Below are 26,209 nucleotides of genomic sequence, written 5' to 3'. Positions count from 1 at the left end.
CCTGCAAAAATACATCTTTTTTCTCGCGACAATGGAGTATGGGGTGATTTGGTAGGGAATTCCTGTATAATCGCAGGCTTTTTTACCTACCCTCCTGTTTCGATGAGAAATACCTGGATGATTGCAGGAATTTGTAATCGTCACGGGAAATCTTCATGGCGCAACCGGCTGGATACGCGGGAAATCGCTTAGCGCAACGTTATCGTGGGAAGGGGGAGTCGTTTGGAACAATGGGACAAAGCGTTTGGCATATTACCCAGTGGGAATTGGTTCTCAGGCTGATCATGGCCGCCGCCGTGGGCGGTCTCATCGGCATCGAGCGGGAGAGGAACAATCATGCGGCCGGTTTCCGTACGCATATTCTCGTCTGCTTGGGATCCGCGATGATTATGTTATTGTCGATTTACGGTTTTGCCGAATTTGCCGCCGAGCCGAACGTACGGATGGATCCCGCCCGCCTGGCCGCGCAAGTCGTCAGCGGCATCGGGTTTCTCGGCGCAGGCGCCATTTTGCGGAACGGCAATGTCATTAAAGGCTTGACGACGGCCGCATCGGTATGGGTTGTCGCCGCCCTCGGTTTATGCGTGGGAGCAGGCTTCTATACCGGCGCGCTCGTTTGTACGCTATTGGCGCTAATCAGCTTGCATTTATTGAACAAATGGGAAAAAACATGGGGAAAAGAACGTAGAAATCGGGAATTGGACATTGAATTGATCGATTACGCGGGCGTACTCGCCGAGCTCCATGCCGCCTTGCGCGAGAAAGGCATCCATATTGTCAATATGCGGATCGTTCCGGGCAAAGCGGCATCCCGTCCCGCAGGGGAAGCGCCGGCAATCGCCGTCAAACTGGTGCTGCGGGTCAAGTCGCCGGACAAATTGCTGGCGGCGATCGAAGAAATATCGAAATGGGAGCATGTCGTTTCCGTGCAATCGGAACAGCTGCCATAAATGCGCAAGAAGCAGCGGTGCAGAGAGAGGGGCCCGCTGCTTTTTTGTTTGCCGGCGTCTCGGCGACCCGCCTTATATCGGAATATGTGGGGTTCGTTATGATAGATTAGTGTGCCGGTGTTAGTTTATCCCGCGTGTTTCGGTTATACCGTTTCTGGCTCTCGCCTCGTTCCTCTTGATTTTTTCTCCCTTTTGTCGATATCCCGTTTGGTCAGTAGGTTGTTTATCTTCCCTTTGTCGATATCCCGTTTGGTCAGAAGGTTGGTTTATCTTCCCTTTTGCCGATATCCCGCTTGGTCAGAAGGTTGGTTTATCTTCCCTTTTGTCGATATCCCGTTTGGTCAGAAGGTTGGTTTGTCTTCCTTTTGTCGATATCCCGTTTGGTCAGAAGGTTGGTTTATCTTCCCTTTGTCGATATCCCGTTTGGTCAGAAGGTTGGTTTATCTTCCCTTTTGTCGATATCCCGTTTGGTCAGAAGGTTGTGTTTATCTCCCTTTTGTCGGTATCCCGTTTGGTCAGAAGGTTGTGTTTATCTTCCCTTTTGTCGGTATTCCTTTCGATCAGAAGTGGGGCTCCGCTATTCCGGCCGTTCAGAGAGCCGAATTGATTACGAAATTTAGGCAGGAACGGGAATGGCTCGTTCGTATCGAAGGCATAGGCGGCAAACATTTGCATAATGATCTTGTTTTATTCTCGTCTCCAAATAAAAGTTGTACACCGTTTAGTACCACTGTGTACTACGTTCGTTCACCTTGACCCCAAGGAATTTGCATCATGAGCAAAGGGGATTTCGACAGAAGGCGAAATAAGAGACAGAAGGACAGGCCCGACAGACACGGGATACCTAGCAGGCACATGGTACCTAGCAGACACGGAATACCTGGCAGACGCGGATTCAGAGAGGCGAACCGGCCCCACGATTGCGCCGATGCTTGCGGTACAGCGGGGGCTTTCAGTTTTGCGGATTTTACTATATAATATATTAGTTAAGTTGTTATGATAATTAAGGAGTGTATTGATATATGGCTTTGAAAGCGGGCATCGTAGGTTTGCCGAATGTAGGGAAGTCGACATTGTTCAATGCGATTACGCAAGCGGGGGCGGAATCGGCCAACTATCCGTTTTGCACGATCGACCCGAATGTCGGTGTGGTGGAAGTGCCGGACGAGCGTTTGACCAAGTTGACCGAATTGGTCGTTCCGAATAAGACCGTTCCGACGGCCTTTGAATTTGTCGATATCGCCGGTCTTGTGCGCGGCGCAAGCAAAGGCGAGGGGCTTGGCAATAAGTTCTTGGCCCACATTCGCGAAGTGGATGCGATCGTGCATGTGGTGCGCTGCTTCGAAGACGAGAACATTACGCATGTAGACGGAAAGGTCGATCCGATCAGCGATATCCAGACGATTAATCTGGAATTGATTCTCGCGGATCTGGAAAGCGTGGAGAAACGGATCGAACGTTCCCGTAAAAATATGAAGAGCGGCGACAAAAAATATGCCGCCGAAGTCGAGGTGCTGGAGCGCGTGAAGGAAGCGCTGTATGCCGACAAACCTGCGCGCAGCGTCGAGCTCTCGGAGGAAGAGAAGCTGATTATTCGCGACTTGCATTTGCTGACGATCAAGCCGGTGCTGTACGCAGCCAACGTAAGCGAAGAAGAAGCGGGCGATGCGGACAACAACCCGTATGTGCAGAAGGTGCGTGAGTTTGCGGCGGAAGAGGGCGCGGAAGTCGTACCGATCAGCGCAAAGGTTGAATCGGAGATCGCGGAACTGGAAGGCGAAGATAAAGCGATGTTTCTGGAAGAGCTCGGCTTGGAAGAGTCGGGGCTTGACCGGTTAATTCGGGCGGCGTATCGCTTGCTGGGCTTATATACGTATTTTACGGCAGGGGTGCAGGAAGTTCGCGCCTGGACGATTCGCAAAGGCACGAAAGCGCCGCAGGCGGCCGGCGTTATCCACAGCGATTTCGAGCGCGGGTTCATCCGTGCGGAAGTGGTGTCTTACGACGATCTGATCGCTGCCGGCTCGATGAACGCAGTCAAGGAGCGGGGCCAGCTTCGTTTGGAAGGCAAGGAATATGTCGTGCAGGACGGCGACGTAATGCATTTCCGTTTCAACGTTTAGCGCGTGCCGAAGCGGAATGAGGGCCAAGCGGTCGATGCGGCCTGCATAAAATACATTATTATTGAAACAGATTGAGGTGAACGAACATGTTGGACAAATTGCAATCCATTGCGGATCGTTATGAGAAATTAAGCGAATTGTTGTGCGATCCGGACGTGGCGAACGATTCCAAAAAATTGCGCGATTATTCGAAAGAACAATCCGATATTCAACCGACGTATGAGGCGTACGTCGAATATAAGAATGTGATAGAAGAACTTGAAGCGGCCAAACAAATGCTGGGCGAAAAGCTGGACGATGAAATGCGCGAAATGGTCAAAATGGAGATTGAAGAGCTGAGCTCCAAGCAGAAGGAATTGGAAGAAAAAATCCGGATCTTGCTTCTTCCGAAAGATCCGAACGACGACAAGAACGTCATTGTGGAAATTCGCGGCGCGGCGGGAGGGGACGAGGCGGCATTGTTCGCGGCGGACCTGTACCGCATGTATACGCGTTATGCGGATGCGCAAGGCTGGCGCGTGGAATTGATGGACGCCAATATTAACGATCTCGGCGGCTTTAAGGAAGTGATCTTCATGATTAACGGCCGGGGCGCTTACAGCAAGTTGAAATACGAGAGCGGCGCACATCGCGTGCAGCGCATTCCGGTAACGGAATCGGGCGGACGCATTCATACGTCCACGTCGACGGTTGCGGTGATGCCGGAAGTCGAGGAAGTCGAAGTGGAAATTCTCGACAAGGACATTCGGGTCGATACGTTCTGTTCCAGCGGAGCGGGCGGGCAATCGGTCAATACGACGAAGTCGGCCGTACGGGTAACGCATATCCCGACCGGAATCGTAGCGACGTGTCAGGACGGAAAGTCGCAAAACGACAATAAAGTCAAAGCGCTGCAAGTGCTGCGCGCGCGCATTTACGATATTATGCGCCAAGAAGAAGAAGCGAAGTACGCCGGCGAGCGGAAGAGCAAAGTCGGTACGGGCGACCGCAGCGAGCGGATTCGCACGTATAATTTTCCGCAAAGCCGTGTGACCGACCATCGGATCGGTTTGACGCTGCATAAGCTTGACGCGGTCATGAACGGCGATATGGAGGAAATTATTGCCGCCTTGACGTTGACCGAACAAGCTGAGCTCATGGAAAAAGCGGAATAATCGGCGGTTGGCGCCGATCATCCGAAGCCTCTGCGGGAAGAGAGTGTGTTCGATGCAAAATAAGACGATACGCGAAGCCTTTGTGGAGGCTTCTTCTTTTTTAAGCGAGCGGGGCGTGGCGGAAGCGCCGCATGTGGCGGAGCTGCTGCTGCGGCATCTGCTCGGCCTGGACCGCGCGGCGTATTTGCTGCGTTGGCACGAGGCTTTTCCGCCGGAGCGGGAGGCGCAGTGGCGGCAAATCGTGGCGCGCAAAGCGGCCGGGGAGCCGGCGCAGTATATTATCGGGGCGCAGGAGTTCTACGGTCTCCCGTTCGAGGTGACGCCGGCGGTGCTGATCCCGAGGCCGGAGACGGAGTTGCTCGTCGAGGCCGTCGTGCGGGAAGGGCGGCGGTTGTGGCCGGACGGCGCGGATGCGTCTGCGGCCGCGCCGTCCGTGGCCGACATCGGCACCGGGAGCGGAGCGATTGCGGTGACGCTCGCGGTGCAATGTCCGACATGGCGCGTATGCGCGTCGGACATTTCCGCCGCTGCGCTCGAAGTGGCGCAGCGCAATGCGGCGCGTAACGGCGCAGCCGCGCGCATCGCGTGGGCGAACGGCGACCTGCTGGCGCCGTTCGCGGGGGAGCGGTTGGACATCGTCGTGTCCAACCCGCCGTACATCCCCGCGGGAGACATCGCGGGGCTGCAGCCGGAGGTGCGCGACTATGAGCCGCGCACCGCGCTGGACGGCGGTACGGACGGGCTCGACCCGTACCGCCGCATGCTCGCGCAGCTGCCGCTGCTCGCTGGCGCGCCGCGCGTCATGGGCTTCGAGCTTGGCATGGGCCAAGCTCGCGAAGTCGCCGCCATGATGGAGGCGGCGGGACATTGGGACACGGTATACATCGTGCCCGACTTGGCGGGGATCGAACGGCATGTCATCGCCGTCCGCACATAAAACAACGATAATCGCCCGGTTCGCGCTTCGAACCGGGCTTTATTATCGGCAATTTTGCGGTATAGGGAGCTGTTTCGCACCTGTTCTGAGCGAACGGGATTTCGGCAAAAGGAGCGCAGCAGAAGTAATCCGCAATCCCCGAGTGCGTAAATTCAAATCGCTAAATGATGCCGCGGATTTCGTCCAGACTCTCGATGTTCTCCCGTTCCATAAACGCCTCGATGCCGGCAACGATGTCCTCGCCTGCACGGAGATTCGTGAAGTTGGCAGTGCCGATCTGGACGACGGCGGCCCCGGCCATAATGAATTCGATCGCGTCGCTTGCATTGGCGATGCCGCCTATTCCCATGATCGGAATTCGCACTTGTCCGGCGACCTGGTGCACCATGCGCAGCGCGATCGGTTTAATCGCAGGGCCGGACAATCCGGCATAGCCTTGCTCGAAAACGCTTTTTCTGCGGTTAATATCTATCGCCATAGCGGAGAATGTGTTGACAAGCGACAGCGCCTCGGCCCCTTCTTCCTCGCACATTGCCGCCATTTGGACGATATTCTCGGCGTTCGGCGACAGCTTGACCGCAAGCGGAAGCGATGTTGCCGCCCTGACCTCGCGCACGACCGTTCGGGCCATGTCTGTCCTGATTCCGTAAGCCAACCCGCCATCTTTCACATTCGGGCACGAAATGTTTAGTTCGATCATCATATCGACGCCTTGACCCCCTTGCAATCTCCGTTTCATCGTATACTCCGTGATTGCGCGTGCGCCAAGCACATATTCATCGACATCGCTGCCGCCAAGATTAATAATTTTTACCGGCTTGATCGTCTCCATAAATTTCATCTCTCGCTCCAGGAAAGCGGGAATGCCCGGATTTTCCAGCCCGACGCTGTTCATCATTCCCGACGCGGTTTCCCATGCTCGAAAGCCGACGTTCCCGGTTCTCGGACGGAACGTCAATCCTTTGCCGGCAATGCCGCCAAGCTTATTAATATCGTATATTCGGGCATATTCCATGCCGAAGCCGAACGTTCCCGAAGCCATCACGACCGGATTGGCAAACGGAATGCCCGCCACATTACAAACCATATTCCGCATCAAAGTTCACTTCCCTCGCTAGAAATACCGGACCGTCCGCGCAAGCTTTCCTGTTTCCCTCTTTACAAACTACGCTGCAAACGAGACAAGCCCCGATGCCGCAAGCCATATGCTTCTCCAACGATACATAGACGGCCGTTCCCGTATGCTCCGCTTTTTGCGCGAGCGCTCGCATCATGGCGTTCGGGCCGCAAGCGAAGATCGCATCATATAATCCGATCTCCAGATCATTCACCAGACTTAGCCCGAATTTCGGTATAACGCGTCTTGCTGCCCGGCGAAATTCATCGACCAGATACGGTTCGTGGCTAAAGCCTAAATAAACGTCGGCCGCGGGCAATTGTTTGGCGGCATAATAGAACGGGGCGATCCCCACGCCTCCGCCAACAAGCGCGATTTTTCCTTTCAAATTCGGAAAGCCGTTCCCGAACGGTCCTTCCAGTCCGATCGAATCTCCAGGTTTCAGCCGCGCCAATCTCATTGTGCCTTTCCCGCGCACCTTGTACAAAAATTGAATCATGCCCGGCTTGATATTAAAAATACTAAGAGGACGTGACAGCAGCGGATCATTCTTCCATGCGCGGAGCATATAAAATTGGCCCATCCCGCCTGAAAATTCGCCTTCGACCGTCAGAAGCCATATATTCCCGGCAACTTCGGTGTTTGAAATAACGGTTGGCATACGCAACTCCTTTCAGGCAAAATATCTTCATTCCCTATTGCTAGCATAGCCGAATGCAAGCCCAAATCGAATGATAAGAGTCACAGTGCTGCCAACTCCGGATCGTGCCGAGGGCATAGGCGTCGCGCAATGTGAAAGAAATGTCACAGAAGTGTACCGGGTAATGCGATTGATAAGTGAATTAATTCACATACGATTTTTCCGTATTTCTATACTCTTAATGTAAGGAAGCGACGAAAGCATATTTATGGAGGGATGCATGATGAAAACTTATGCCGGACTGACCATTGGAGAAGAGATATTGAATCACCCGTTGTATCTTTTGGAAGAGGCGGTTGACCGATTGAAGGAAGAGCATGCGGCCCTTCGGAAAGGGCTGATGGAACTGCGCGAGGCTGCACAGACCATCGTGCGGGAGCGGCATGACGAGCAACTGATTCACATCATCACCGGTCTGAAAAAGAAGGTTGTATCCTATATGAGCGAACTGGCCGCCCATGCCAGATGGGAAGATGAAACGCTATTTCCGATGATCGCTTGGTATTTCGGCGAAGAGCCCGAGCAGTTTTGCGCGATGGAGCATGGCCACGAGTTGGCCGAGCAGTACGTATTGGCTTTTCTGGGGGCGCTGGACCGTGCAGTGCTGCCGATTCGGCCGGAAGCTGCGACGGAGATGGCTTCTTATTTGGCACAGGCTTATCTAGTACTGATGAATCACTTTCAGGAAGAGGAAGAAATGATTGTTACGCTTGCCGACCGTTCGAATGCATACGGTTACTAGGCAAAAGCGTTAACAGACGACAATGAGACTGGGAAAATGATGACAAGGGGCGCTGCGGAGTCAGCGGCCCTTTTTTTGATAGAAAATTTAATAGATTGATAGGTTTAAGTTTTCCGCATACGGGCATACTGATCAATAGAACTCATGAGTCTCTTATAGTTTCAGCACTTATACATAGCCGCTCGAACCATCGATAATCGAACGGCGATCCTATGATAGCGCTGCTAGGGAGGCGTTTTGGTATGTTGCGTAAATCGGGACTTTTTGCCGCTTTTATTATATTCGCTTTGGTTACTATGATGATGAGTTGGGAGTTGAACCGCACGGATGCGGCGGTTGTGCAAGGCGCGATTCCGCAAGAATCGATTCGCCTGCGCATTTTGGCGAACTCGGATAGCGCTGCCGATCAGGCAGTGAAAAGGCAAATCCGCGACAAGATTGTCGCGCAAATGAATACATGGGTCGAACAGCTTGAAGAACCGCAAAGTTTGGAAGAAGCGCGCCGGATCGTAACGACGCATTTGTCCGAAATTGAGGCGATTGTGGCGGAGGAATTGGAAGCAAAACAAATCGATTACGGCTATCAGGTCGATTTCGGCAACGTGCCGTTTCCGACAAAAATGTACGGCGATCAAGTATATCCCGCCGGGGATTACGAGGCGGTACGGGTGACTTTGGGCAAAGGCGAGGGACAGAATTGGTGGTGCGTCTTGTTTCCTCCGCTCTGCTTTATCGATGCGGGAACGGGCGAAGCGGTCGCTAAATCCCGCGACGGCCAGGAGCAAGCGGCACAAGGGAATGCCGATGCCAAAACGGATGCGAAGAGCGTCAAAGCGAACGGAAAAGCGGAGCAGGGCGCGGAGAGAATCAATGTCGGCGCGGCCGCTGCGGCGGGCGAGACGGAAGTGCGTTTCTTCTTATGGGATTGGCTCATGCGCTTGTTCGACTTTATCGCCGGCCTGTTCGCATAAAGGCGGCAGGCGCGTCGCCCAGGATGCGATGTTGGGCGATGCGGGACGGTTCATTGCTCGATCCGTTTGCAGCGCGTCCCTTGCCTTGCCGGGAACGTTGTACGTAGAATGCCGGGCAGCTAAAACGGCGGTGGCGATTGTGTTATAATGTACATAATGAGAAGCGGCAACATTCATTAGTACGCACTAGCGAGCGAAGTAAGGAATTGAGAAACGGATGAATAACCATAATACGACTGAAGCGTTTGGAACAGAAAATAGGAAGAAAGATACCCGCTTATGGAGCGTTGCAAGCGGAGCTTCCGCCGACAGCGAATCGGCGATTCGGGAAGCGGCGGCCATGATCGAGGCGGGCGGGACGGTCGCTTTTCCGACCGAGACGGTGTACGGTTTAGGAGCCGACGCCCGCAATACGCAGGCGGTGGATCGGATTTTCCAGGCCAAAGGAAGGCCTTCGGACAATCCGCTTATCGTTCATATCGCTGGCAGAGAGCAGCTGGACGAATTGGTGCTGCCGTACGGCGAGACGGCGCGCCGATTGATGGCGCGCTTCTGGCCGGGCCCGCTAACGCTTGTCTTGCCGGCGCGCCCCGGCGCCGTCTCGCCTCGCGTCACCGCGGGGCTGCCGACCGTCGCCGTGCGGATGCCGGCGCATGACGTCGCGCTGCGGCTGATTGCGGCCGCGGGATGTCCCGTAGCGGCGCCGAGCGCGAACCGCTCCGGACGCCCGAGCCCGACGCTCGCCGCGCATGTGCGCGAAGACCTCGCCGGCCGCATTGACGGCATCGTCGACGGCGGGCCGACCGGCGTCGGCCTCGAATCGACCGTCGTCGAGCTGATCGGCGAGCGCGTCAATGTGCTGCGCCCGGGCGGCGTGACGCCGGCCGAGCTGCGGGAAGTCGCGGGCGAGGTCACGCTCGAGCCCGCGCTGGACGCCGCGTCCGATACGCGCCCGGAAGAGGCGGTCGCCCGGGAACGCACAGGCCGGGACGGCGACGCCGTCCAAAGCCGGAACGCGCCGCGGGCGGACAACCAAACGGCGGAGCCCGCACCGCGCTCCCCCGGTATGAAATATGCGCATTACGCGCCTCGCGGCGCCATGCGCATCGTGAAAGGGGCCGCGCCCGAGCGCGTATCGGCTTGGATCCAAGCCGAACTGGACGCGGCCCGGCGGCGCGGGGAACGCACCGGCGTACTCGCCTTCGACGAGCACGCGGGCGCCTATCGCGCCGACCTGGTCGTCTCCTGCGGCAGCTTGCGCGCCTTGGAGACGGCCGCGCAGCGGCTATACGCCGCGCTGCGCAGCTTCGACGAGCATGGCATCGGCTTCATCCTCGCCGAAGCGTGCCCCGAAGAGGGGATCGGACTTGCCGTCATGAATCGGCTCGTCAAAGCGGCGGGGCACCGAATCGTCGAAGTATAGGACTTTAATGAACTCGCCTTCTTATATTTTTCTCACGCCGAGTAATCTTTCCACACTTGTCCGCATATGGTGTACAAGACGCTATGGACAAGGGGAGAGATTATGTTGGACGGACCGGCTCAATGGGGTGAATTGTTTACCATCTTTATTATGGCGGTGGCGCTGGGATTGGACGCGTTCTCGCTGGGCATCGGCATCGGATTGAAGGGCATCCGCCTGCGCGATATCGCCACCATCGGCTCCGTTGTAGCGTTGTTCCATATGATGATGCCTTTGATGGGCTTGTTTACGGGACAGTATGTCGGCTATTTGCTCGGCCACGTGGCAACCGCCGCAGCCGGGGTGCTGCTGCTTTTGCTTGGAGGACATATGATTTACAGTTCCATGCGGGGCGAGGAGAAACGCTCTTTCGATCACCGCAGCGCCGTCGGCGTGCTGCTTTTTTCGTTAAGCGTGAGCATCGATTCCTTCTCCGTGGGCGTGTCTTTGGGCATGTTCAAAGTCGATCCGATTGTCGCCGTTCTCTCGTTCGGCATTTGCGGGGGCATCATGTCGATGATCGGCCTGTTCCTCGGCAGACAAGCCAGCCGCCGGCTCAGCGAATACGGGGAGACGGTCGGAGGCGCTATTTTATTCACTTTCGGACTTCTTTTTTTATTTTGATAAGGTACAAATCTGTTGGACATAAAGGAGAACGCACGTGAAAAACATTTTATTCGTATGCACCGGCAACACATGCCGCAGCCCGATCGCGGAAGTTATATTGCGCCACAAGGCGGCTGAGCGCGGATTGGAGCTGGACGTTCGTTCCGCCGGCGTCTCCGCCCTCAAAGGGGCGAAGATGTCGCCGAATACGGCGGAGACGTTGCGAAGCTATGAGATTGCCGAAGACTGGGCTTCTACGCCGCTCACGAAAGAGGAAGTCGGCTGGGCCGAATTGATCTTGACGATGACGAACGGCCATAAGCGGTATGTGGTGCAAAGCTATCCCGAAGCGGTCGATAAGACCTTCACTTTGAAAGAATATATCGAATCGGACGAACGCGTTCTATCCGGCTTGAAAGAGTTTGAGGAACTCGTCGCCGAGTATCATTTGAAAAAAATGATCGGAGAATCGGTCTCGGAGCAAGATCACGCCCGAATGGCCGAACTGCAGCGGAACATCCCGAATTTCGACATTTCCGATCCGTTCGGCGGCTCGCTCGAGACGTATCGCGCCTGCGCGGCGGAGATCGAGGAGGCGCTTCACAAGCTGCTGGACAAGCTGGCACAGGAGGAGGCGTGACGGCCGCCGGCCTTCTGTTTGCTTCGCGGTCGATTAGCGGATTGCTTTTCGATAGGAAATGCGTTATGATACCTATATCAAAAAGGAATTCCGATGTAACTGGCGACAAATGTGGGGGAAACCACGGTGGAGCATCGGAACATACGGCCGGTCGCCTGGGCAAAGAGCAATGCGTGTTTTCGACACGTCGTGCTCTTTTTTTCGTTTTTCTCCGCACATTTAGGTATAATAATGACTAGACGTATTGCTTACAAAACAAGCGTATGCTTCCGAAGCAAGTTTTAGTACGAAGTCGGTTCGAGAAGCAGCGCTCACAAAACTTTTAGGAGGAACTGCTATGAAAATTGCAATTGGTGCGGATCATGCGGGGGTCCGTTTGAAAGACGGTATTATTGCGGTTATTCATTCGTTAGGTCATGAAGTGGAGGATTTCGGCTGCCATTGCTCCGATTCGGTAGATTATCCGGATTACGCGCTGCCGGTATGCGAGAAAGTGGCTTCCGGCGAAGCCGATCGCGGCGTACTTATATGCGGGACGGGAATCGGGATGAGCATCGCGGCCAACAAAATTCCCGGCATCCGCTGCGCGTTGGTCCATGATTTGTTCTCCGCCAAAGCGACGCGCGAACATAACGATTCGAACGTGCTCGCGATGGGAGAGCGCGTCATCGGCCCCGGCGTTGCCGAGGACATTGTGCGCATCTGGCTTGAAACCGAATTTAGCGGTGGCGAGAGACATGTCGGCCGGGTAAGCAAAGTACAGGCGCTTGAAGAAAAATACAGCCTGCATCCATAATCGGGAACGATAAGATTCGAAAAAGGGGTGTTCGGTGTGAGTGAATTCGATGCGTATGCCGGTCAAGCGGAAACGGTGGCAAGGGAACTTGCGTCGGCCGGCAACTTGCGGGCAGGGCAGCTGGTCGTGATCGGCGTAAGCACGAGCGAAGTGCTGGGCCGGCATATCGGCACGTCCGGGACGGAGGAGGTTGCCGCCGCGCTTTATACGGGGCTTGCGCGGGCGCAAGCCGACATCGGCTTTCATCTGGCGTTTCAATGCTGCGAGCATTTGAACCGCGCTTTGGTGGTGGAACGCGCCGTACTGGACGCTTACGGGCTTGACGAAGTGTCCGCCGTGCCGGTGGCGAAAGCGGGCGGGTCGATGGCCGCCTACGCTTTCCGTCGGATGGCCGATCCGTGTTTGGCCGAGACGATTCAGGCCCATGCCGGCATCGATATCGGCGAGACGCTGATCGGCATGCACTTGCGGCGCGTTGCCGTTCCGCTGCGGCCTTCCGTTCGCCAGATCGGCGCGGCGCGCGTCACGGCCGCTTATACGCGGCCCAAATTGATCGGCGGAGAGCGGGCCGTGTACGGGCGCCCCGATGCGGACGCTTGCGTGTAAACGGCGCGATCGATGGCGCAATGATCGTTATCGTCTGTCATTTGTTTATAGAGGTTGTTCAAAAAGTCCCCTTTTGATCACGAAGATGAACTGGGAGCAGACTCGACATCGAATCTTGCGTTCACCCTCGAAGAGCTTATGCTTACGAAGTATGTTTCCTCCGGAAACATTTCAGGTGCTCATGTAGGTTTTGCCTACACTCCGCTCCTCCTGAAAGTTTTGCGCAGCAAAACTCGCTTCGGAAGCATGGCCCAAGGGTTCTCGCAACCTTCTCGGTGCTGAAAAGTCGACTTTTTGAACTCGCACTGATACATTCCTTTTCGAAGGACAGTTTTTATAAATTAATCATTTCAAGGAGGATTTACCATGACGGAACATTTGAAACAAGCGGATCCGGAAGTGCTGAAAGCGATGGATCTGGAACTCCAGCGCCAGCGCAACAATATCGAACTGATCGCGTCCGAGAATATCGTGAGCGAAGCGGTCATGGAAGCGATGGGTACCGTATTGACGAATAAATACGCGGAAGGCTATCCGGGCAAGCGCTACTACGGCGGCTGCGAGCATGTCGACATTGTGGAAAATATCGCGCGCGACCGCGCGAAGCAGTTGTTCGGCGCGGATCATGCCAACGTGCAGCCTCATTCCGGCGCGCAGGCGAATATGGCCGTTTACTTGGCAGCGCTGAAACCGGGAGATACGGTGCTCGGCATGAATTTGGCGCATGGCGGCCATTTGACGCACGGCAGTCCGGTCAACGCTTCCGGCTTGCTGTACAATTTCGCGGCGTACGGCGTGAACGAGAATACGTTCCGCATCGATTACGACGAAGTGCGCAAAGCGGCCTTCAAGCATCGCCCTCGCCTGATCGTGGCCGGCGCGAGCGCGTATCCGCGCATCATCGATTTCGAGGCGCTCGGATCGATTGCCCGGGACGTAGGCGCCTTGTTTATGGTGGACATGGCGCATATCGCAGGCTTGGTAGCGGCAGATTTGCATCCGAATCCGGTGCCTCACGCCCAATTCGTAACGACAACGACGCACAAGACGTTGCGCGGGCCGCGCGGCGGCATGATTTTATGCACGTCGGCATGGGCGCAAGCGATCGATAAAGCGGTATTCCCGGGCACGCAAGGCGGACCGCTGATGCATGTCATCGCTTCGAAAGCCGTTGCGTTCGGCGAAGCGCTGCAGCCGTCTTTCAAAACGTACGCGCAAAACGTAGTCAACAACGCCAAAGCTTTGGCGGAAGGCCTTCTTGCGGAAGGGCTGACGCTCGTATCAGGCGGTACGGACAACCATTTGATGCTGATCGATACGCGCAGCGTGAACATTACGGGGAAGGACGCCGAGCATGTGCTCGATTCCGTTGGCATCACGGCCAATAAGAACGCGATTCCGTTCGATCCGACAAGCCCGTTCGTTACGAGCGGCATCCGCGTCGGTACTCCTGCGGCGACGTCGCGCGGCATGGACGAAGCCGCGATGAAGACGATCGCGAAAGTGATCGGTATGACGCTCAAAAATCCGAAGGACGAAGCGACGCTCGACAAGGCGCGCTCCATCGTGCGCGATCTTACGGCACAATACCCGCTTTATCCGAACTTGAAATATTAAGATGCGAATCGAACCGTTCCTCATGTTGGGGAACGGTTTTTTTTGCTGCGATTCTTCGTCGCCGTATAAAGTCGCAGAAGGCACATATCGGGTAATCGTATGTTGTACAAAATACAATATTGTGACGCCAAATACGGTGGGGAGAGCCTGGATGTTGTACAATGTGCAGCATATTCCGAGGATAACCCGCCATTTTTGCTCATTTCGGCTCGATATGCTGCATTTTATGCAATATAGCCTATGGAAACCGGAGAAGGGAGCGGAAAATGTTGTACTTTGTGCAGTATTGTGCCGGTTGGATAGCCTATGGGGAGGGGAAAACGGGGGAAGGCCACAGGTACGCCGCAGGTACGCGCCTCGCACATAGAGCAGGCCGCAATCTGATTAAATATCGGCGGTAAGACCGATGCTGGCTAATGGAGCGACAAGCGGGGAATAGCGGAGCTTTCCTGGAGGAGATAAGGCGCTGCCGGCTATCTATCGTGCCATATGATCTGCTACGCGGCCGCCAAACCTATCGCGCCATGCGGCTCGTTGCATAACTGACGCCATCGCGTCGAATTTTACAAAAAAATGCCGCATCGCGTGCAGTCGAACTTATGGAGTGATATAATAGAAAAAGCTATGCAAAATTTCAACTAGAATCTGCAGCAGCATGAGATTTTGCTTCGTCCCACTGTTCGAGGGCGGCGCGAAATCGAAGTGAGCATTCGACAAGCGAAGGAGACATAGTATGAGTAAATTAGTGATCTGCGATCACCCTTTGATTCAACACAAGATGACCTTTATACGCGACACGCGGACGAACACGAAAGAATTCCGCGAACTGGTGGATGAAGTAGCGACATTGATGGCATATGAGATTACGAGAAACATTCCGCTCGAGACGATCACCGTCGAAACGCCGGTGACGACGACGGAGAGCAAAGTGATTTCCGGCCGCATGCTCGGCTTGATTCCGATCTTGCGGGCCGGGCTTGGCATGGTGGACGGCGTGCTGAAATTGATACCCGCCGCGAAAGTGGGACATATCGGATTGTTTCGCGATCCGGAGACGCTGACGCCGGTCGAATATTATGTGAAGCTGCCGACGGACGTCCAGGAGCGCGAACTGATCGTGATCGATCCGATGCTGGCGACGGGCGGTTCCGCGATCGCGGCGATCGACGTTCTGAAAAACCGGAACTGCACGCAAATCAAGCTCATGTGTTTAATCGCTGCGCCTGAAGGAGTCGAGGCCGTGCAGAAGGCCCATCCGGACGTGGATATTTACATCGCCGCGTTGGACGAGCGTCTTAACGATCACGGCTATATCGTTCCCGGTTTAGGCGACGCGGGAGACAGATTGTTCGGCACGAAGTAGCGCGTTAGAAATCGTTCATAACGTCCTGTTCCGGGGCGCCGCTCTCGCGCTATCCTCGGAACAGCGGCTTTTTGAACCCGTATTATGGATTGGAAACGAGGGGAAACGATGAGCAAAATTAAGGTGATGACGATTTTCGGCGTTCGTCCGGAAGCGATCAAGATGGCGCCTTTAGTATTGGAATTGCAGAAGCATCCGGAGCGGATCGAATCGCTCGTGTGCGTCACGGCGCAGCATCGGCAGATGCTCGACCAGGTGCTGGACGTTTTCCGCATAAGGCCGGACTACGATCTTGACGTCATGAAAGAAAAGCAAACGCTTAACGAAATTTCGATTCGCGTGTTGCGAGGCTTGGAGCCTGTTTTGCAAGAAGCCAAGCCCGATGTCGTGCTGGTGCACGGCGATACGCTTACGACGTTCTTGGCCAGCTATGCCGCCTTCCTGCAGCAGATCAAGGTGGGGCATGTCGAAGCGGGATTGCGCACGTGGAATAAATTGTCTCCTTATCCGGAGGAAATGAACCGCCAGCTAACGGGCGTGCTTGCCGACATGCATTTTGCGCCAACCGATCTGGCCGCAGACAACTTATATAAGGAAAATAAAAATAAATCAACGGTGTATGTCACAGGCAACACGGTCACCGACGTGTTTCAATATACTGTACAGCACAATTACAACCATCCGGTGCTGGAATGGGCGAAGGGCAAAAGATTGGTTCTCATGACGGCTCATCGGCGCGAAGCGCAGGGAGAGCCGCACCGCAATATTTTCCGCGCGGTGAAACGGATCGCCGACGAATTCGCAGATATCGCGATCGTATATCCGGTTCATCCTAGTCCGGCGGTGAAACAGCCGGCCTATGAAATTTTGGGAGATCATCCCCGAATAAGACTGATCGACCCGCTCGACGTTGTCGAACTGCATAATTTTTATCCGCATACGCATCTCATCTTGACGGATTCCGGCGGCTTGCAGGAAGAAGCTCCTTCGTTCGGGGTGCCGGTGCTGGTATTGCGGGATACGACGGAACGTCCCGAAGGCATCGATGCGGGTACGCTGGAATTGGTCGGTACGGACGAGGAGCGCGTCTACGAACGGACGAAGGCGCTGTTGACGGACGCGGCGTTATACGGGCGAATGAGCGAAGCTTCCAATCCTTTTGGCGACGGACAAGCGTCCAAAAGGATCGTTCAGGCGATATTGCATCATTTTGGAAAAAGCGACGAACGGCCGGATTCGTTTTCACAAAAAGTTCACAGTTAGGAAATTATCGGCTGTCTATGACATAAGTCACTAGCATACAGTTGTACTGTACGGTTTCTAAGGCTGTGGAGGCTTGATTTGACGCTGTTTCCGGTGTTATTTGGCATGCATAAATAAAGTTAATTTGAATTGACAAAGTATGTTTTTTATAAGTACAATGAATTGGGATTGTAAGGATTGGTGTCGAATGAGCGAACCTACGAACCATGCCAAGATTTGGAAGGCCGCCGGCCTGGTAAGCGCTATCGGAGCCGATATTGCGGTATGTACCGTTCTCGGTTTTTACGGAGGGCGTCTGCTCGGCGGATGGCTTGGCAACGAAGCCCTTTGGACGGCGGTTGGCGTGTTGTTCGGGATTTTGCTCGGTTTTACGACAGTATTCCTCATAATAAGGAAAGTATTGGAGGAGCAGGATGGATGAATTGGCTCTCCATACAAAAGCGCTGATCAGGATCACCTGCTTTTTTCTAGCCTTTTGTTTGTTGCTCTGGATTGTTTTGCCGGAATATCGCAGCTTGATTTTAGGAGTTATTGCAGGGACAAGCGTCAGTGCTTTCAATTCGATCCATTTGGCGATCCGGACAAGAATGTTCACGGAAGCCGCCCTTGAAGGCAAGCGCAAGCATACCGGTTTCGCGGTCCGTGCGGCGATGTCCGTGCTCGTCGTACTTGCCGCTTATAAACTGGAGCAAATCGACGTGATTTCTACTATTGTCAGTTTGTTTGCTGTTCATCTCATATTTACTGGCATTGGTATTGTTCTTTTACACAAAAGGAAATGAAAACTATTCCATGGAAAGGGGTGAGAACATGCATGACGCTCCGATTATTAATGTAGCCGGAATCGATATCGATCTCTCGATTGTTATTATGCTGATTGTTACTTGTACAATCGTTTTTGTCTTTGCCAAACTGGCTACGCGCAATCTGTCGGTCGATAATCCGAGCAAACTGCAAAGCTTTTTAGAATGGGGCGCCGATTTCATTAAAGATATGGTATCCAGTACCATGGATTTCAAAAAAGGAAAAGTATTCGTATCGTTAGGAATGACGATTATACTGTTCGTTTTTGTCGGCAATCTGTTGGGTATACCGTTTTCGATCGTTACGGAAGGCCATGATCCCCAAACGATATTGGGCCAGGAAATCAAGGCGACAAGCCAAGAACGTATGGACGAATTGGCTGCAAAAGGCAAAGAGCCTCATTACGAGCTTGTATGGTGGAAGTCGCCGACGGCGGATATGTCCGTTACGATGGGGTTGGCGTTTATGGTTTTCGTACTAGTGCATTTCCTGGGTATGACGCGGAATACGAAAGCGTACTTTAAGCACTATTTGGAACCGTCTCCCTTATTTTTCCCTATTCACCTCGTCGAAGTATTTACGAAGCTGGTAACGCATGGAATGCGGCTATTCGGTAACGTATTCGCAAAAGAGGTATTGATGACCGTTCTGGTCAGCGCGGGAATTGCAGCGATTCCCGGTATTATTATCTGGCAAGCGTTTGGTTTATTCATTTCGGGAATTCAAGCTTTCGTATTCACGATTTTGACGATGGTATATTTATCGCAAGCGTTGGAAAGCCACGACGACCATTAAGCGATGTTGAATTCATCTGTAATTCAGACCGATTCATCGGTTTGACTACAATATAAAATATTGAAAACATAGGAGGATATAATAAGATGGCATTTTTAGCAGCAGCAATTGCAATTGGTTTGGCCGCAGTCGGCGCAGGTTTCGGTATCGGTATGATTGGCAGCAAAACGGTTGAAGGTATCGCTCGTCAACCTGAAGCCGCCGGCGCGCTTCGTACGACGATGTTTATCGCGATGGGTATGGTTGAGGCCGTTCCGATTATCGCGGTCGTACTTGCTTTCTTGTTCTATATTGGAGCTTAATATCCGATCGAAGGTTTGGCGGGGAAGGCCATTGCCCTCCACGCCTTCCTTTTAGTTGGATGGCATTGCCCGAATAAATGTAAGATCATAAATGACTTAACGATATGATAGACATGGGGTTGAACACACTCAGAAAGGAGTGACAGGGATTGAATTTCGTACCATCTTCCACCGTATTTACGATCATCGCGTTTTTAATACTTTATTTTTTGCTTAACAAATATGCATTCGGCCCGCTGTTCAGCATTATGGAAAAACGCAAAGAACGCGTACTAGGCGAACTTCAAGAAGCGGAACAAAGCCGTAAGCAAGCGGAAGCTTTGATCGCCGAGCAGAAAGAAGCTTTGCAGCAAGCCCGCAAAGACGCTTACGAAATTATCGAACAATCTAAAACGACTAGCACGAAGCAAGCCGAGGAAATTATCGCTCAGGCGAAAGAAGAGGCGAATCGTCTGAAAGACGAAGCCGTTCGCGAAATCGAAAGCGAGAAGAACAAGGCGGTTACCGCTCTTCGCAGTCAAGTCAGCGGTATGTCCGTCATGATCGCTTCCAAAATTATCGAGAAGCAAATCGATGAGAAATCGCAAGAGGAATTGGTTGACCATTACCTGAAAGAGGTAGGGGAGAAGCAATGAGCCGTGATATTGTCGTAGCGAAACGATACGCAAAAGCGCTTTTTCAAGTGGCGCAAGAGAAGAACAGCATCTCCCAAACCGAGCAGGAATTGAAGTTGATCGTGGATGTTGTTAACGAGAGCGTGGACTTGCAAAAGTTTCTAAAGGCACCGAATATCGACCTCTCGGCCAAGCTGGACGTCCTGAACAATGCGCTCTCCGGCAAATTGAGCGAGACGGTTTTGAATACAGTGAATCTATTGATTCAAAGAGGCAGACATGATCTTCTTAACGCGATGTTGGAAGCTTATGTCAAAATTTCCGGCGAAGCCCTCGGTCAGGCGGACGCGAGCGTCGTATCCGCTTATCCGCTCAGCCAGCCCGAATCGGAATTGATCGCGCAGCAATTCGGGAAACTCGTCGGCAAAAAAATTCGCGTTCAAAATGTAGTCGATAAAAGCATTATCGGCGGCATTCAAGTGCGGATCGGAGACAGGCTGTATGACGGAAGCATATCCGGCAAGCTTGCTCATATGGAAAAATCATTGAAAACTCAAGCACTGTAAGGGGTGAAGCGAATTGAGTATCAAACCTGATGAAATCAGCACGCTGATTAAAAGTCAAATTGAAAAATATAAATCGGAAATTCAAGTTGTAGACGTAGGTACGGTCATCCATGTCGGTGACGGAATCGCTCGCGTCCACGGGCTTGAGAATGCGATGGCGGGGGAACTGCTCGAGTTTTCCAACGGCGTCGTAGGTATGGCATTGAACCTGGAAGAGGATAACGTAGGTGTCGTTATTTTCGGACCGTATACGGACATTCGCGAAGGAGATCAAGTGAAGCGGACGGGCCGCATTATGGAAGTGCCTGTCGGCGAAGCGCTGCTCGGACGCGTCGTTAACCCGTTAGGTATCCCGGTTGACGGCAAAGGCCCGGTTGCAACGACGGAATTCCGTCCGGTCGAGAGCAACGCTCCCGGCGTTATTGAACGGAAATCGGTTCACGAACCGATGCAAACGGGTATTAAAGCGATCGACTCCATGGTTCCGATCGGCCGCGGACAACGCGAATTGATCATCGGGGACCGCCAAACCGGTAAAACGACGATCGCCATCGATACGATCATCAACCAAAAAGGCAACGGCGTGAAATGTATTTACGTTGCGATCGGCCAGAAGCAATCCACGGTTGCGCAAGTGGTTGAAACGCTTCGCCGCAACGGCGCGCTGGATTACACGATCGTCGTGACGGCATCCGCATCCGAGCCTGCGCCGCTTCTGTTCATGGCGCCTTATGCGGGTTGCGCGATGGCCGAATACTTCATGTACAAAGGCGAGCATGCCTTGATCATTTACGACGACTTGTCCAAACAAGCGGCCGCTTACCGCGAGCTGTCCTTGCTTCTGAAACGTCCTCCGGGCCGGGAAGCTTATCCTGGAGACGTATTCTATCTTCACTCCCGTTTGCTTGAGCGCGCGGCGAAATTAAGCGACGAACTCGGCGGCGGATCGATCACGGCTCTTCCGTTTATCGAGACGCAGGCGTCCGACGTATCCGCTTATATTCCGACGAACGTTATTTCGATTACGGACGGACAGATCTTCCTGGAATCCGACTTGTTCTATTCCGGCCAACGTCCTGCCGTTAACGTCGGTATTTCCGTATCCCGCGTAGGGGGCTCGGCGCAAATCAAGGCGATGAAGAAGGTCGCCGGTACGCTGCGTCTGGACCTTGCCGCGTTCCGCGAATTGCAAGCTTTTGCCCAATTCGGTTCCGACCTGGATAAAGCGACGCTAGCCCGCTTGAACCGCGGTCAACGGATGATGGAAGTGCTGAAACAAGGCGTCAACCAGCCGATGCCGGTTGAGAAACAGGTCGTGAGCCTGTATACGGCGACGAAAGGGTATTTGGACGAAATTCCGGTTGCCGACGTGCTTCGTTTCGAGAAAGAGTTCCTGTCCTTCCTGGATTCGAACCATCCGGAAATTTTGCAATCGATCCGCGATACGAAAGACCTGGTTGCCGATAACGAGAACGCTTTGAAAGAAGCGATTGAGAAATTCAAAAAAGGATTTAGCGTTTCGGCGTAACGATAGATTGTAGCCGAGCTTTTAGTCGGCTCGGTATCCCGTATTAACTTTGCGGTCGGCAGGGCTTAACGATAAGGCGCATGCGCTGAAGACGAACGCTTTGCCCGCAAAGTTCGAAAGAGGTGAAATCATGGCAAAAGGAATGCGCGACATTAAACGCCAAATCAAGAGCGTTCAAAATATGAAGCAAATTACGAAAGCGATGGAGATGGTGGCGGCTTCCAAGCTGAGAAAGGCGCAAGAGAAAGCGGAAGCGTCCCGTCCGTACGCGGATAAGCTGAAAGAGGTCGTAAACAGCATTGCATCCGGGACCCAAGGGATTACACATCCGATGCTGCAAAAACGCGAGATCAAGAAAACGGGTTACTTGATCATCACCTCCGACCGCGGGCTTTGCGGCGGTTACAACGCGAACATCCTTCGCAAGCTGCAGCAAACCATTTCCCAGAATCACCGCTCTTCCGACGAATATGCATTGTTTGTGATTGGACGCAAAGGAAGAGATTATTTCCGCCGTAGAGGCTTGCCTGTCGTCGAAGCGGTCACGGAATTGCCCGACTCCCCGACGTATGCGGATATTAAGTCGATCTCTTACAAAGCCGTCAAATATTTTGAGGAAGAACAGTATGACGTACTGTACTTGTTCTATAACCAGTTCGTGAACGCGATTACGCAAATTCCGGTGCAAAAGCAGCTGTTGCCGCTGGAAGACATGAAAGAAGAATCGAAGTCGGATGCGGGCGCGAAGGCTTCGTACGAATACGAGCCGTCTCCGGAAGCCGTGCTTGAGACGTTGCTGCCGAAATATGCGGAAACGTTGATCTACAGCGCGCTGTTGGACGGAAAGGCGAGCGAGTTCGGCGCGAAGATGACCGCCATGGGCAGCGCGACGAAGAACGCCTCGAAGATGATCAACGAATTGACTCTGACATACAACCGTGCGCGCCAAGCCGCGATTACACAAGAGATTTCGGAAATTGTGGCCGGTGCGAACGCGCAAGGATAACCCGCGCGGGTGGCTTGCAGGCAAGTTTTGCTGTGCAGAACTTAAGCGGATGCTTAAGAAGTCAGCTTCCTCGCGGAAGCTTTAGGAGGGAAAAAAATGAACAAAGGACGCGTTATTTCCATTATGGGTCCGGTTGTCGATATTGAATTCGAACGTGATCAACTGCCGGAAATTTTCAACGCGATTAAAATTGAGAAAAAAGCCGAGTCCGCAGGCGAGCCCGACATTAACCTGACCGTGGAAGCCGCTCTGCACTTGGGCGACAATATTGTTCGTTGTATTGCGATGTCGTCGACGGACGGGCTTGTTCGCGGCATGGAAGCGGTCGATTTGGGCGCTGCGATTTCGGTACCGGTCGGCGCTCCTACGTTGGGCCGCATTTTTAACGTATTGGGCGAACCGATTGACAACGCGGGCGACGTGGCGGAAGGCGTAAAATTGCCGATTCACCGCGAAGCGCCGAAGTTTGACGAGCTTTCCACGCAAGCGGAAATGTTGGAAACCGGAATTAAAGTAATCGACTTGCTGGCTCCGTACGCGAAAGGCGGTAAGATCGGCCTGTTCGGCGGCGCGGGTGTCGGCAAAACGGTAACGATTCAAGAATTGATCAACAACATCGCGCAAGAGCACGGCGGGATTTCCGTATTCTCCGGTGTCGGCGAGCGTACGCGCGAAGGGAACGACCTTTACCACGAGATGTCCGATACGGGCGTTATCTCCAAAACGGCGATGGTGTTCGGGCAAATGAACGAGCCGCCGGGCGCGCGTCTGCGCGTTGCGTTGACGGGTCTGACGATGGCCGAATATTTCCGCGATGAAGAAGGTAAAGACGTACTTCTGTTTATCGATAATATTTTCCGTTTCACGCAAGCGGGCTCGGAAGTATCCGCCTTGCTCGGACGCATGCCGTCCGCGGTAGGTTACCAGCCTACGCTGGCAACGGAAATGGGCCAATTGCAAGAACGGATCACTTCGACGAAGAAAGGTTCGGTTACTTCCATTCAGGCGATCTACGTGCCTGCGGACGACTATACGGACCCTGCTCCGGCAACGACGTTTGCGCATTTGGACGCGACGACTAACTTGGACCGCAAAATTTCCGAGATGGGGATTTTCCCGGCGGTTGACCCGCTCGCTTCCAGCTCGCGCATTCTTTCGCCGGACGTTGTCGGGGAAGAACATTATCAAACTGCGCAAGGCGTGAAGAAAATTCTTCAACGCTACAAAGAACTGCAAGATATTATCGCGATCCTCGGGATGGACGAATTATCCGAAGAAGATAAAATCACCGTTTCGCGCGCGCGCAGAATTCAATTGTTCTTGTCGCAGCCGTTCCATGTCGCAGAACCGTTTACGGGCTTGAAAGGGAAGTACGTTCCGATTAAAGAAACGGTGCGTAGCTTCAAAGAAATTTTGGACGGCAAGCACGACGAGCTCCCTGAGGAAGCTTTCCGTTATGTAGGAACGATTGAAGAAGCTGTAGAGAAAGCAAAAACGCTGTAAGCCGGCCGCAACGTTAAGCGTTTCGTGATGGAACGCACATCGGCCGCACTCGAAGTAAGACGCTATGCTTGGCATGGTGGCTGCTTACGAAGTTAGCTTTGCTTCGCAAGGCTTGGCGGATGCTTACGAAGCTAGTTTTCCTGCGGAAAACGAAGTCGTTGCTTACGAAGATAGCTTTGCTGCGCAAAGCTTTTAGGAGGACTCCAAATGAGCACCTTTTTATTAGAAATTGTCACTCCGGAGCGCATCGTATACACCAAAGAGGTTGATATGGTAAGTGTAAAAGGGGTCGAAGGCGAACTGGGGATCATGGCAGGACATGTACCTTTAGTAACCCCGCTCAAAGTTGCTCCGATTCGAGTAAAAAAAGACGGTAACGTGGAAGAACTGGCCGTTCACGGCGGTTTTATTCAAGTTGGCAAAGATAAGGTCGTTATTTTGGCGGAAAGTGCGGAATTATCCAACGAAATCGATCTCAGCCGGGCAAAGGCTGCGAGAGAACGTGCGGAACGCCGCCTTGCCAGCAAAAAGGACGAGTTCGACCATCGTCGTGCCGAACTGGCGCTGCAAAGAGCGATGGCGCGGATCGAAGTTGGGGAACATCGTTCGTCATAGCGTTAACGGGAAAGTCGGGACCGGGGGTCCCGGCTTTTTTAATATTATAGCTCCCCCTTGCTCAGGCTTATTGTCAAGATCCCATTCGTTTGGCCTTCTGTCGGAATCCCCTTCGCTCAGCACTTTTTGCGAATATCTCCTCCTACCAGACCTTCTGTCGGAATCCCCCTTGTTCAGAAGCCCGATTTCGTTACGTAGGTGTACCCAAAAATTCACTCCTCAATCATGGATGATAGCTCCTCTCACCAGAAAAAGCTCTTTATTTCTTTTTCCATAAAATAAAAATAGAAGTTGAAATGGGAACGTATGTTTGTTAAAATAAATACAAACATAAGTTCGAATTTGGTTGGTTCGGGAGGTATTGCCGTGTCCGAGTTGTTATCCTTTGAAGCGTTCTCCACTTTCTATGAAAAGGAAGAGACCTGTGTACAAGCATGGTTCGATATGAGATGGCCGGACGGCTTTCGCTGCCCCCGGTGTCAGCATCCTAGCGCTTATGTTATCAAGACCCGCAGGCTCCCTTTATATGAGTGTCAAAGCTGCAGGGCGCAGACCTCGCTCATTGCGGGGACGGTCATGGAAGGCAGCCGCACTTCGCTGCGCAAATGGTTTCAGGCGATCTATCTTCATTCCCGGCCGGAGAGCGTCAACGCGGTCCAATTAGCCCGGATCATTGGGGTCACCTACAAAACGGCGTGGCTGATCTGCCACAAGCTTCGGCATGCCATGTCTCAAACCGATTCGGCGGAGCTGTTGTCCGGGCTGGTTCGCATTTCGGAGGCCATCTATGCAAGACGGATTACGCCACCCTTTTGGTCATGGCACGTGCCGGAACAACCTCTCTTAGTCGGTGCCTCGGTGGACGACAACGGAACCATCCTCAAATTGAAAATAGAGAAGCAAGAGAAAGAAACAATCAAAGATCCCTATACGCCTTTTGCGGTTGAAGGTTTTATCGATCGTCATGTGGAACGGGAAGCCGCAGCCCATGCCGTTGTCACGCGCTGTACGGGGCGCCGGCGCAATCTCAGGTTGATTTCACTTGCATGGGAAGCGGAAAAATGGTTGGCTGCTGTGTTTGGCGGCATTGGCAGCAAACATTTGCAAGCTTATCTAAATCAATTTTGCTATATGTTTAATCATTTCCGAGAGTCTCTGCTCAAACCGCTGTTTGATAGCTGTGTGAAGTCTCGAACGATTACTTATCGGGAGCTTGTCGGCAGTGCTGCCGAATCGGGTATGGTTCATTATAAAATCGCATCCTAGTGCATTGTTCAAGCTACGATTGTGTTAGGGCGGTGCTCGGTTTTTCGTTTAAATTATGCAGTAACATTCGTTTGGCACCACTTCCCGGATGGATATCCATTTTTCTTTTCAGCTTCCCAAGGGACTCGTGAAAGTACTTTTCATTTTAACTTTACTGGAGATT

General features: G+C 53.2%; 28 protein-coding genes and 1 riboswitch. Of the genes, 26 read left to right on the top strand and 2 right to left on the bottom strand.

What is annotated here, in order from left to right; all coding sequences use genetic code 11:
* Window positions 1–230 precede the first annotated feature (230 nt).
* From LQ229_RS02810 to prmC, 4 genes are all read left to right on the top strand, one after another.
* The gene (locus LQ229_RS02810; protein WP_216537441.1) at window positions 231–950 is read left to right on the top strand and encodes an MgtC/SapB family protein; all 720 of its coding nucleotides are present in this window, start codon (window positions 231–233) and stop codon (window positions 948–950) included.
* A 1,022-nt stretch (window positions 951–1,972) separates the two neighbouring features.
* On the top strand, window positions 1,973–3,073 hold the full coding sequence (gene ychF / locus LQ229_RS02805) for a redox-regulated ATPase YchF (protein ID WP_230190902.1): 1,101 nt from the start codon (window positions 1,973–1,975) through the stop codon (window positions 3,071–3,073).
* Between the two features lie 86 nt (window positions 3,074–3,159).
* Window positions 3,160–4,227, top strand: coding sequence for a peptide chain release factor 1 (prfA, locus tag LQ229_RS02800; protein WP_230190901.1), 1,068 nt, complete (start codon window positions 3,160–3,162; stop codon window positions 4,225–4,227).
* Between the two features lie 52 nt (window positions 4,228–4,279).
* Window positions 4,280–5,164, top strand: coding sequence for a peptide chain release factor N(5)-glutamine methyltransferase (gene prmC / locus LQ229_RS02795; protein ID WP_230190900.1), 885 nt, complete (start codon window positions 4,280–4,282; stop codon window positions 5,162–5,164).
* Between the two features lie 160 nt (window positions 5,165–5,324).
* On the opposite strand, the gene LQ229_RS02790 is transcribed toward prmC, so the two are convergent.
* Both LQ229_RS02790 and LQ229_RS02785 read right to left on the bottom strand, forming a co-directional pair.
* Complete coding sequence (locus LQ229_RS02790; RefSeq protein WP_216537444.1) at window positions 5,325–6,260, bottom strand: dihydroorotate dehydrogenase; 936 nt, start codon at window positions 6,258–6,260, stop codon at window positions 5,325–5,327.
* Complete coding sequence (locus LQ229_RS02785) at window positions 6,241–6,942, bottom strand: dihydroorotate dehydrogenase electron transfer subunit (RefSeq protein ID WP_216537445.1); 702 nt, start codon at window positions 6,940–6,942, stop codon at window positions 6,241–6,243. Before LQ229_RS02785 ends, LQ229_RS02790 begins: the two co-directional genes overlap by 20 nt.
* Before the next feature lie 259 nt (window positions 6,943–7,201).
* On the opposite strand from LQ229_RS02785, the gene LQ229_RS02780 reads away from it, so the two are divergent.
* The 22 genes from LQ229_RS02780 (at window position 7,202) to LQ229_RS02680 (ending at window position 26,046) form a co-directional block, all read left to right on the top strand.
* Complete coding sequence (locus LQ229_RS02780) at window positions 7,202–7,723, top strand: hemerythrin domain-containing protein (protein ID WP_230190899.1); 522 nt, start codon at window positions 7,202–7,204, stop codon at window positions 7,721–7,723.
* A 242-nt stretch (window positions 7,724–7,965) separates the two neighbouring features.
* The gene (gene spoIIR / locus LQ229_RS02775) at window positions 7,966–8,694 is read left to right on the top strand and encodes a stage II sporulation protein R (protein WP_216537446.1); all 729 of its coding nucleotides are present in this window, start codon (window positions 7,966–7,968) and stop codon (window positions 8,692–8,694) included.
* 217 nt (window positions 8,695–8,911) lie between these two features.
* A complete protein-coding gene (locus LQ229_RS02770) occupies window positions 8,912–10,117 on the top strand; it encodes an L-threonylcarbamoyladenylate synthase (RefSeq protein ID WP_290370008.1) in 1,206 nt (401 codons plus the stop codon).
* Window positions 10,118–10,219: 102 nt separating this feature from the next.
* Window positions 10,220–10,780 (top strand): manganese efflux pump, encoded by a 561-nt coding sequence (locus tag LQ229_RS02765; RefSeq protein WP_216537448.1) that lies wholly within the window; start codon window positions 10,220–10,222, stop codon window positions 10,778–10,780.
* A gap of 37 nt (window positions 10,781–10,817) precedes the next feature.
* Window positions 10,818–11,402 (top strand): low molecular weight protein arginine phosphatase, encoded by a 585-nt coding sequence (locus tag LQ229_RS02760; protein ID WP_216537449.1) that lies wholly within the window; start codon window positions 10,818–10,820, stop codon window positions 11,400–11,402.
* 85 nt (window positions 11,403–11,487) lie between these two features.
* Window positions 11,488–11,570: riboswitch (ZMP/ZTP riboswitch) on the top strand.
* A 169-nt stretch (window positions 11,571–11,739) separates the two neighbouring features.
* Entirely contained in the window at window positions 11,740–12,198 is a 459-nt protein-coding gene (rpiB, locus tag LQ229_RS02755; RefSeq protein ID WP_230190898.1) for a ribose 5-phosphate isomerase B, read from the top strand.
* A 36-nt stretch (window positions 12,199–12,234) separates the two neighbouring features.
* Window positions 12,235–12,804, top strand: coding sequence for a TIGR01440 family protein (locus LQ229_RS02750; RefSeq protein WP_230190897.1), 570 nt, complete (start codon window positions 12,235–12,237; stop codon window positions 12,802–12,804).
* Window positions 12,805–13,170: 366 nt separating this feature from the next.
* Window positions 13,171–14,421, top strand: a complete 1,251-nt coding sequence (gene glyA / locus LQ229_RS02745) for a serine hydroxymethyltransferase (RefSeq protein WP_216537452.1) — start codon at window positions 13,171–13,173, stop codon at window positions 14,419–14,421.
* A 733-nt stretch (window positions 14,422–15,154) separates the two neighbouring features.
* Window positions 15,155–15,784 (top strand): uracil phosphoribosyltransferase, encoded by a 630-nt coding sequence (gene upp, locus LQ229_RS02740; protein WP_216537453.1) that lies wholly within the window; start codon window positions 15,155–15,157, stop codon window positions 15,782–15,784.
* 108 nt (window positions 15,785–15,892) lie between these two features.
* Window positions 15,893–17,047, top strand: a complete 1,155-nt coding sequence (gene wecB, locus LQ229_RS02735) for a UDP-N-acetylglucosamine 2-epimerase (non-hydrolyzing) (RefSeq protein WP_216537454.1) — start codon at window positions 15,893–15,895, stop codon at window positions 17,045–17,047.
* A 187-nt stretch (window positions 17,048–17,234) separates the two neighbouring features.
* A complete protein-coding gene (locus LQ229_RS02730; RefSeq protein WP_216537455.1) occupies window positions 17,235–17,468 on the top strand; it encodes an AtpZ/AtpI family protein in 234 nt (77 codons plus the stop codon).
* Window positions 17,461–17,829, top strand: coding sequence for an ATP synthase subunit I (locus tag LQ229_RS02725; RefSeq protein WP_216537456.1), 369 nt, complete (start codon window positions 17,461–17,463; stop codon window positions 17,827–17,829). Before LQ229_RS02730 ends, LQ229_RS02725 begins: the two co-directional genes overlap by 8 nt.
* 28 nt (window positions 17,830–17,857) lie before the next feature.
* Window positions 17,858–18,646 carry a F0F1 ATP synthase subunit A gene (atpB, locus tag LQ229_RS02720; protein ID WP_230190974.1) on the top strand — a complete coding sequence of 263 codons (789 nt, stop codon included), beginning with the start codon at window positions 17,858–17,860 and terminating at the stop codon, window positions 18,644–18,646.
* Between the two features lie 86 nt (window positions 18,647–18,732).
* Window positions 18,733–18,948: a F0F1 ATP synthase subunit C gene (gene atpE / locus LQ229_RS02715; RefSeq protein WP_216537458.1), complete on the top strand. Its 216-nt coding sequence runs from the start codon at window positions 18,733–18,735 to the stop codon at window positions 18,946–18,948.
* 149 nt (window positions 18,949–19,097) lie between these two features.
* Complete coding sequence (gene atpF / locus LQ229_RS02710) at window positions 19,098–19,583, top strand: F0F1 ATP synthase subunit B (RefSeq protein WP_216537459.1); 486 nt, start codon at window positions 19,098–19,100, stop codon at window positions 19,581–19,583.
* Entirely contained in the window at window positions 19,580–20,128 is a 549-nt protein-coding gene (locus LQ229_RS02705) for a F0F1 ATP synthase subunit delta (RefSeq protein ID WP_216537460.1), read from the top strand. The genes atpF and LQ229_RS02705 overlap by 4 nt, the downstream gene beginning before the upstream one ends.
* Before the next feature lie 13 nt (window positions 20,129–20,141).
* Complete coding sequence (gene atpA, locus LQ229_RS02700; protein ID WP_216537461.1) at window positions 20,142–21,656, top strand: F0F1 ATP synthase subunit alpha; 1,515 nt, start codon at window positions 20,142–20,144, stop codon at window positions 21,654–21,656.
* A gap of 130 nt (window positions 21,657–21,786) precedes the next feature.
* On the top strand, window positions 21,787–22,662 hold the full coding sequence (gene atpG / locus LQ229_RS02695; RefSeq protein WP_216537462.1) for an ATP synthase F1 subunit gamma: 876 nt from the start codon (window positions 21,787–21,789) through the stop codon (window positions 22,660–22,662).
* A 96-nt stretch (window positions 22,663–22,758) separates the two neighbouring features.
* Window positions 22,759–24,165 (top strand): F0F1 ATP synthase subunit beta, encoded by a 1,407-nt coding sequence (atpD, locus tag LQ229_RS02690; protein ID WP_216537463.1) that lies wholly within the window; start codon window positions 22,759–22,761, stop codon window positions 24,163–24,165.
* Between the two features lie 64 nt (window positions 24,166–24,229).
* Window positions 24,230–24,361 carry a hypothetical protein gene (locus tag LQ229_RS27075; protein WP_290370007.1) on the top strand — a complete coding sequence of 44 codons (132 nt, stop codon included), beginning with the start codon at window positions 24,230–24,232 and terminating at the stop codon, window positions 24,359–24,361.
* An 11-nt stretch (window positions 24,362–24,372) separates the two neighbouring features.
* On the top strand, window positions 24,373–24,780 hold the full coding sequence (locus LQ229_RS02685) for a F0F1 ATP synthase subunit epsilon (RefSeq protein ID WP_216537464.1): 408 nt from the start codon (window positions 24,373–24,375) through the stop codon (window positions 24,778–24,780).
* A gap of 366 nt (window positions 24,781–25,146) precedes the next feature.
* Window positions 25,147–26,046, top strand: a complete 900-nt coding sequence (locus LQ229_RS02680) for a transposase (protein ID WP_230190896.1) — start codon at window positions 25,147–25,149, stop codon at window positions 26,044–26,046.
* The last annotated feature ends 163 nt before the right edge of the window (window positions 26,047–26,209 follow it).

The organism is Paenibacillus sp. CECT 9249, from assembly GCF_918697855.1.
Classification (GTDB): Bacteria; Bacillota; Bacilli; order Paenibacillales; family Paenibacillaceae; genus MSJ-34.
Note: the sequence above shows the minus strand (reverse complement) of the source record. Positions and strands in the feature narration are given on the sequence as shown.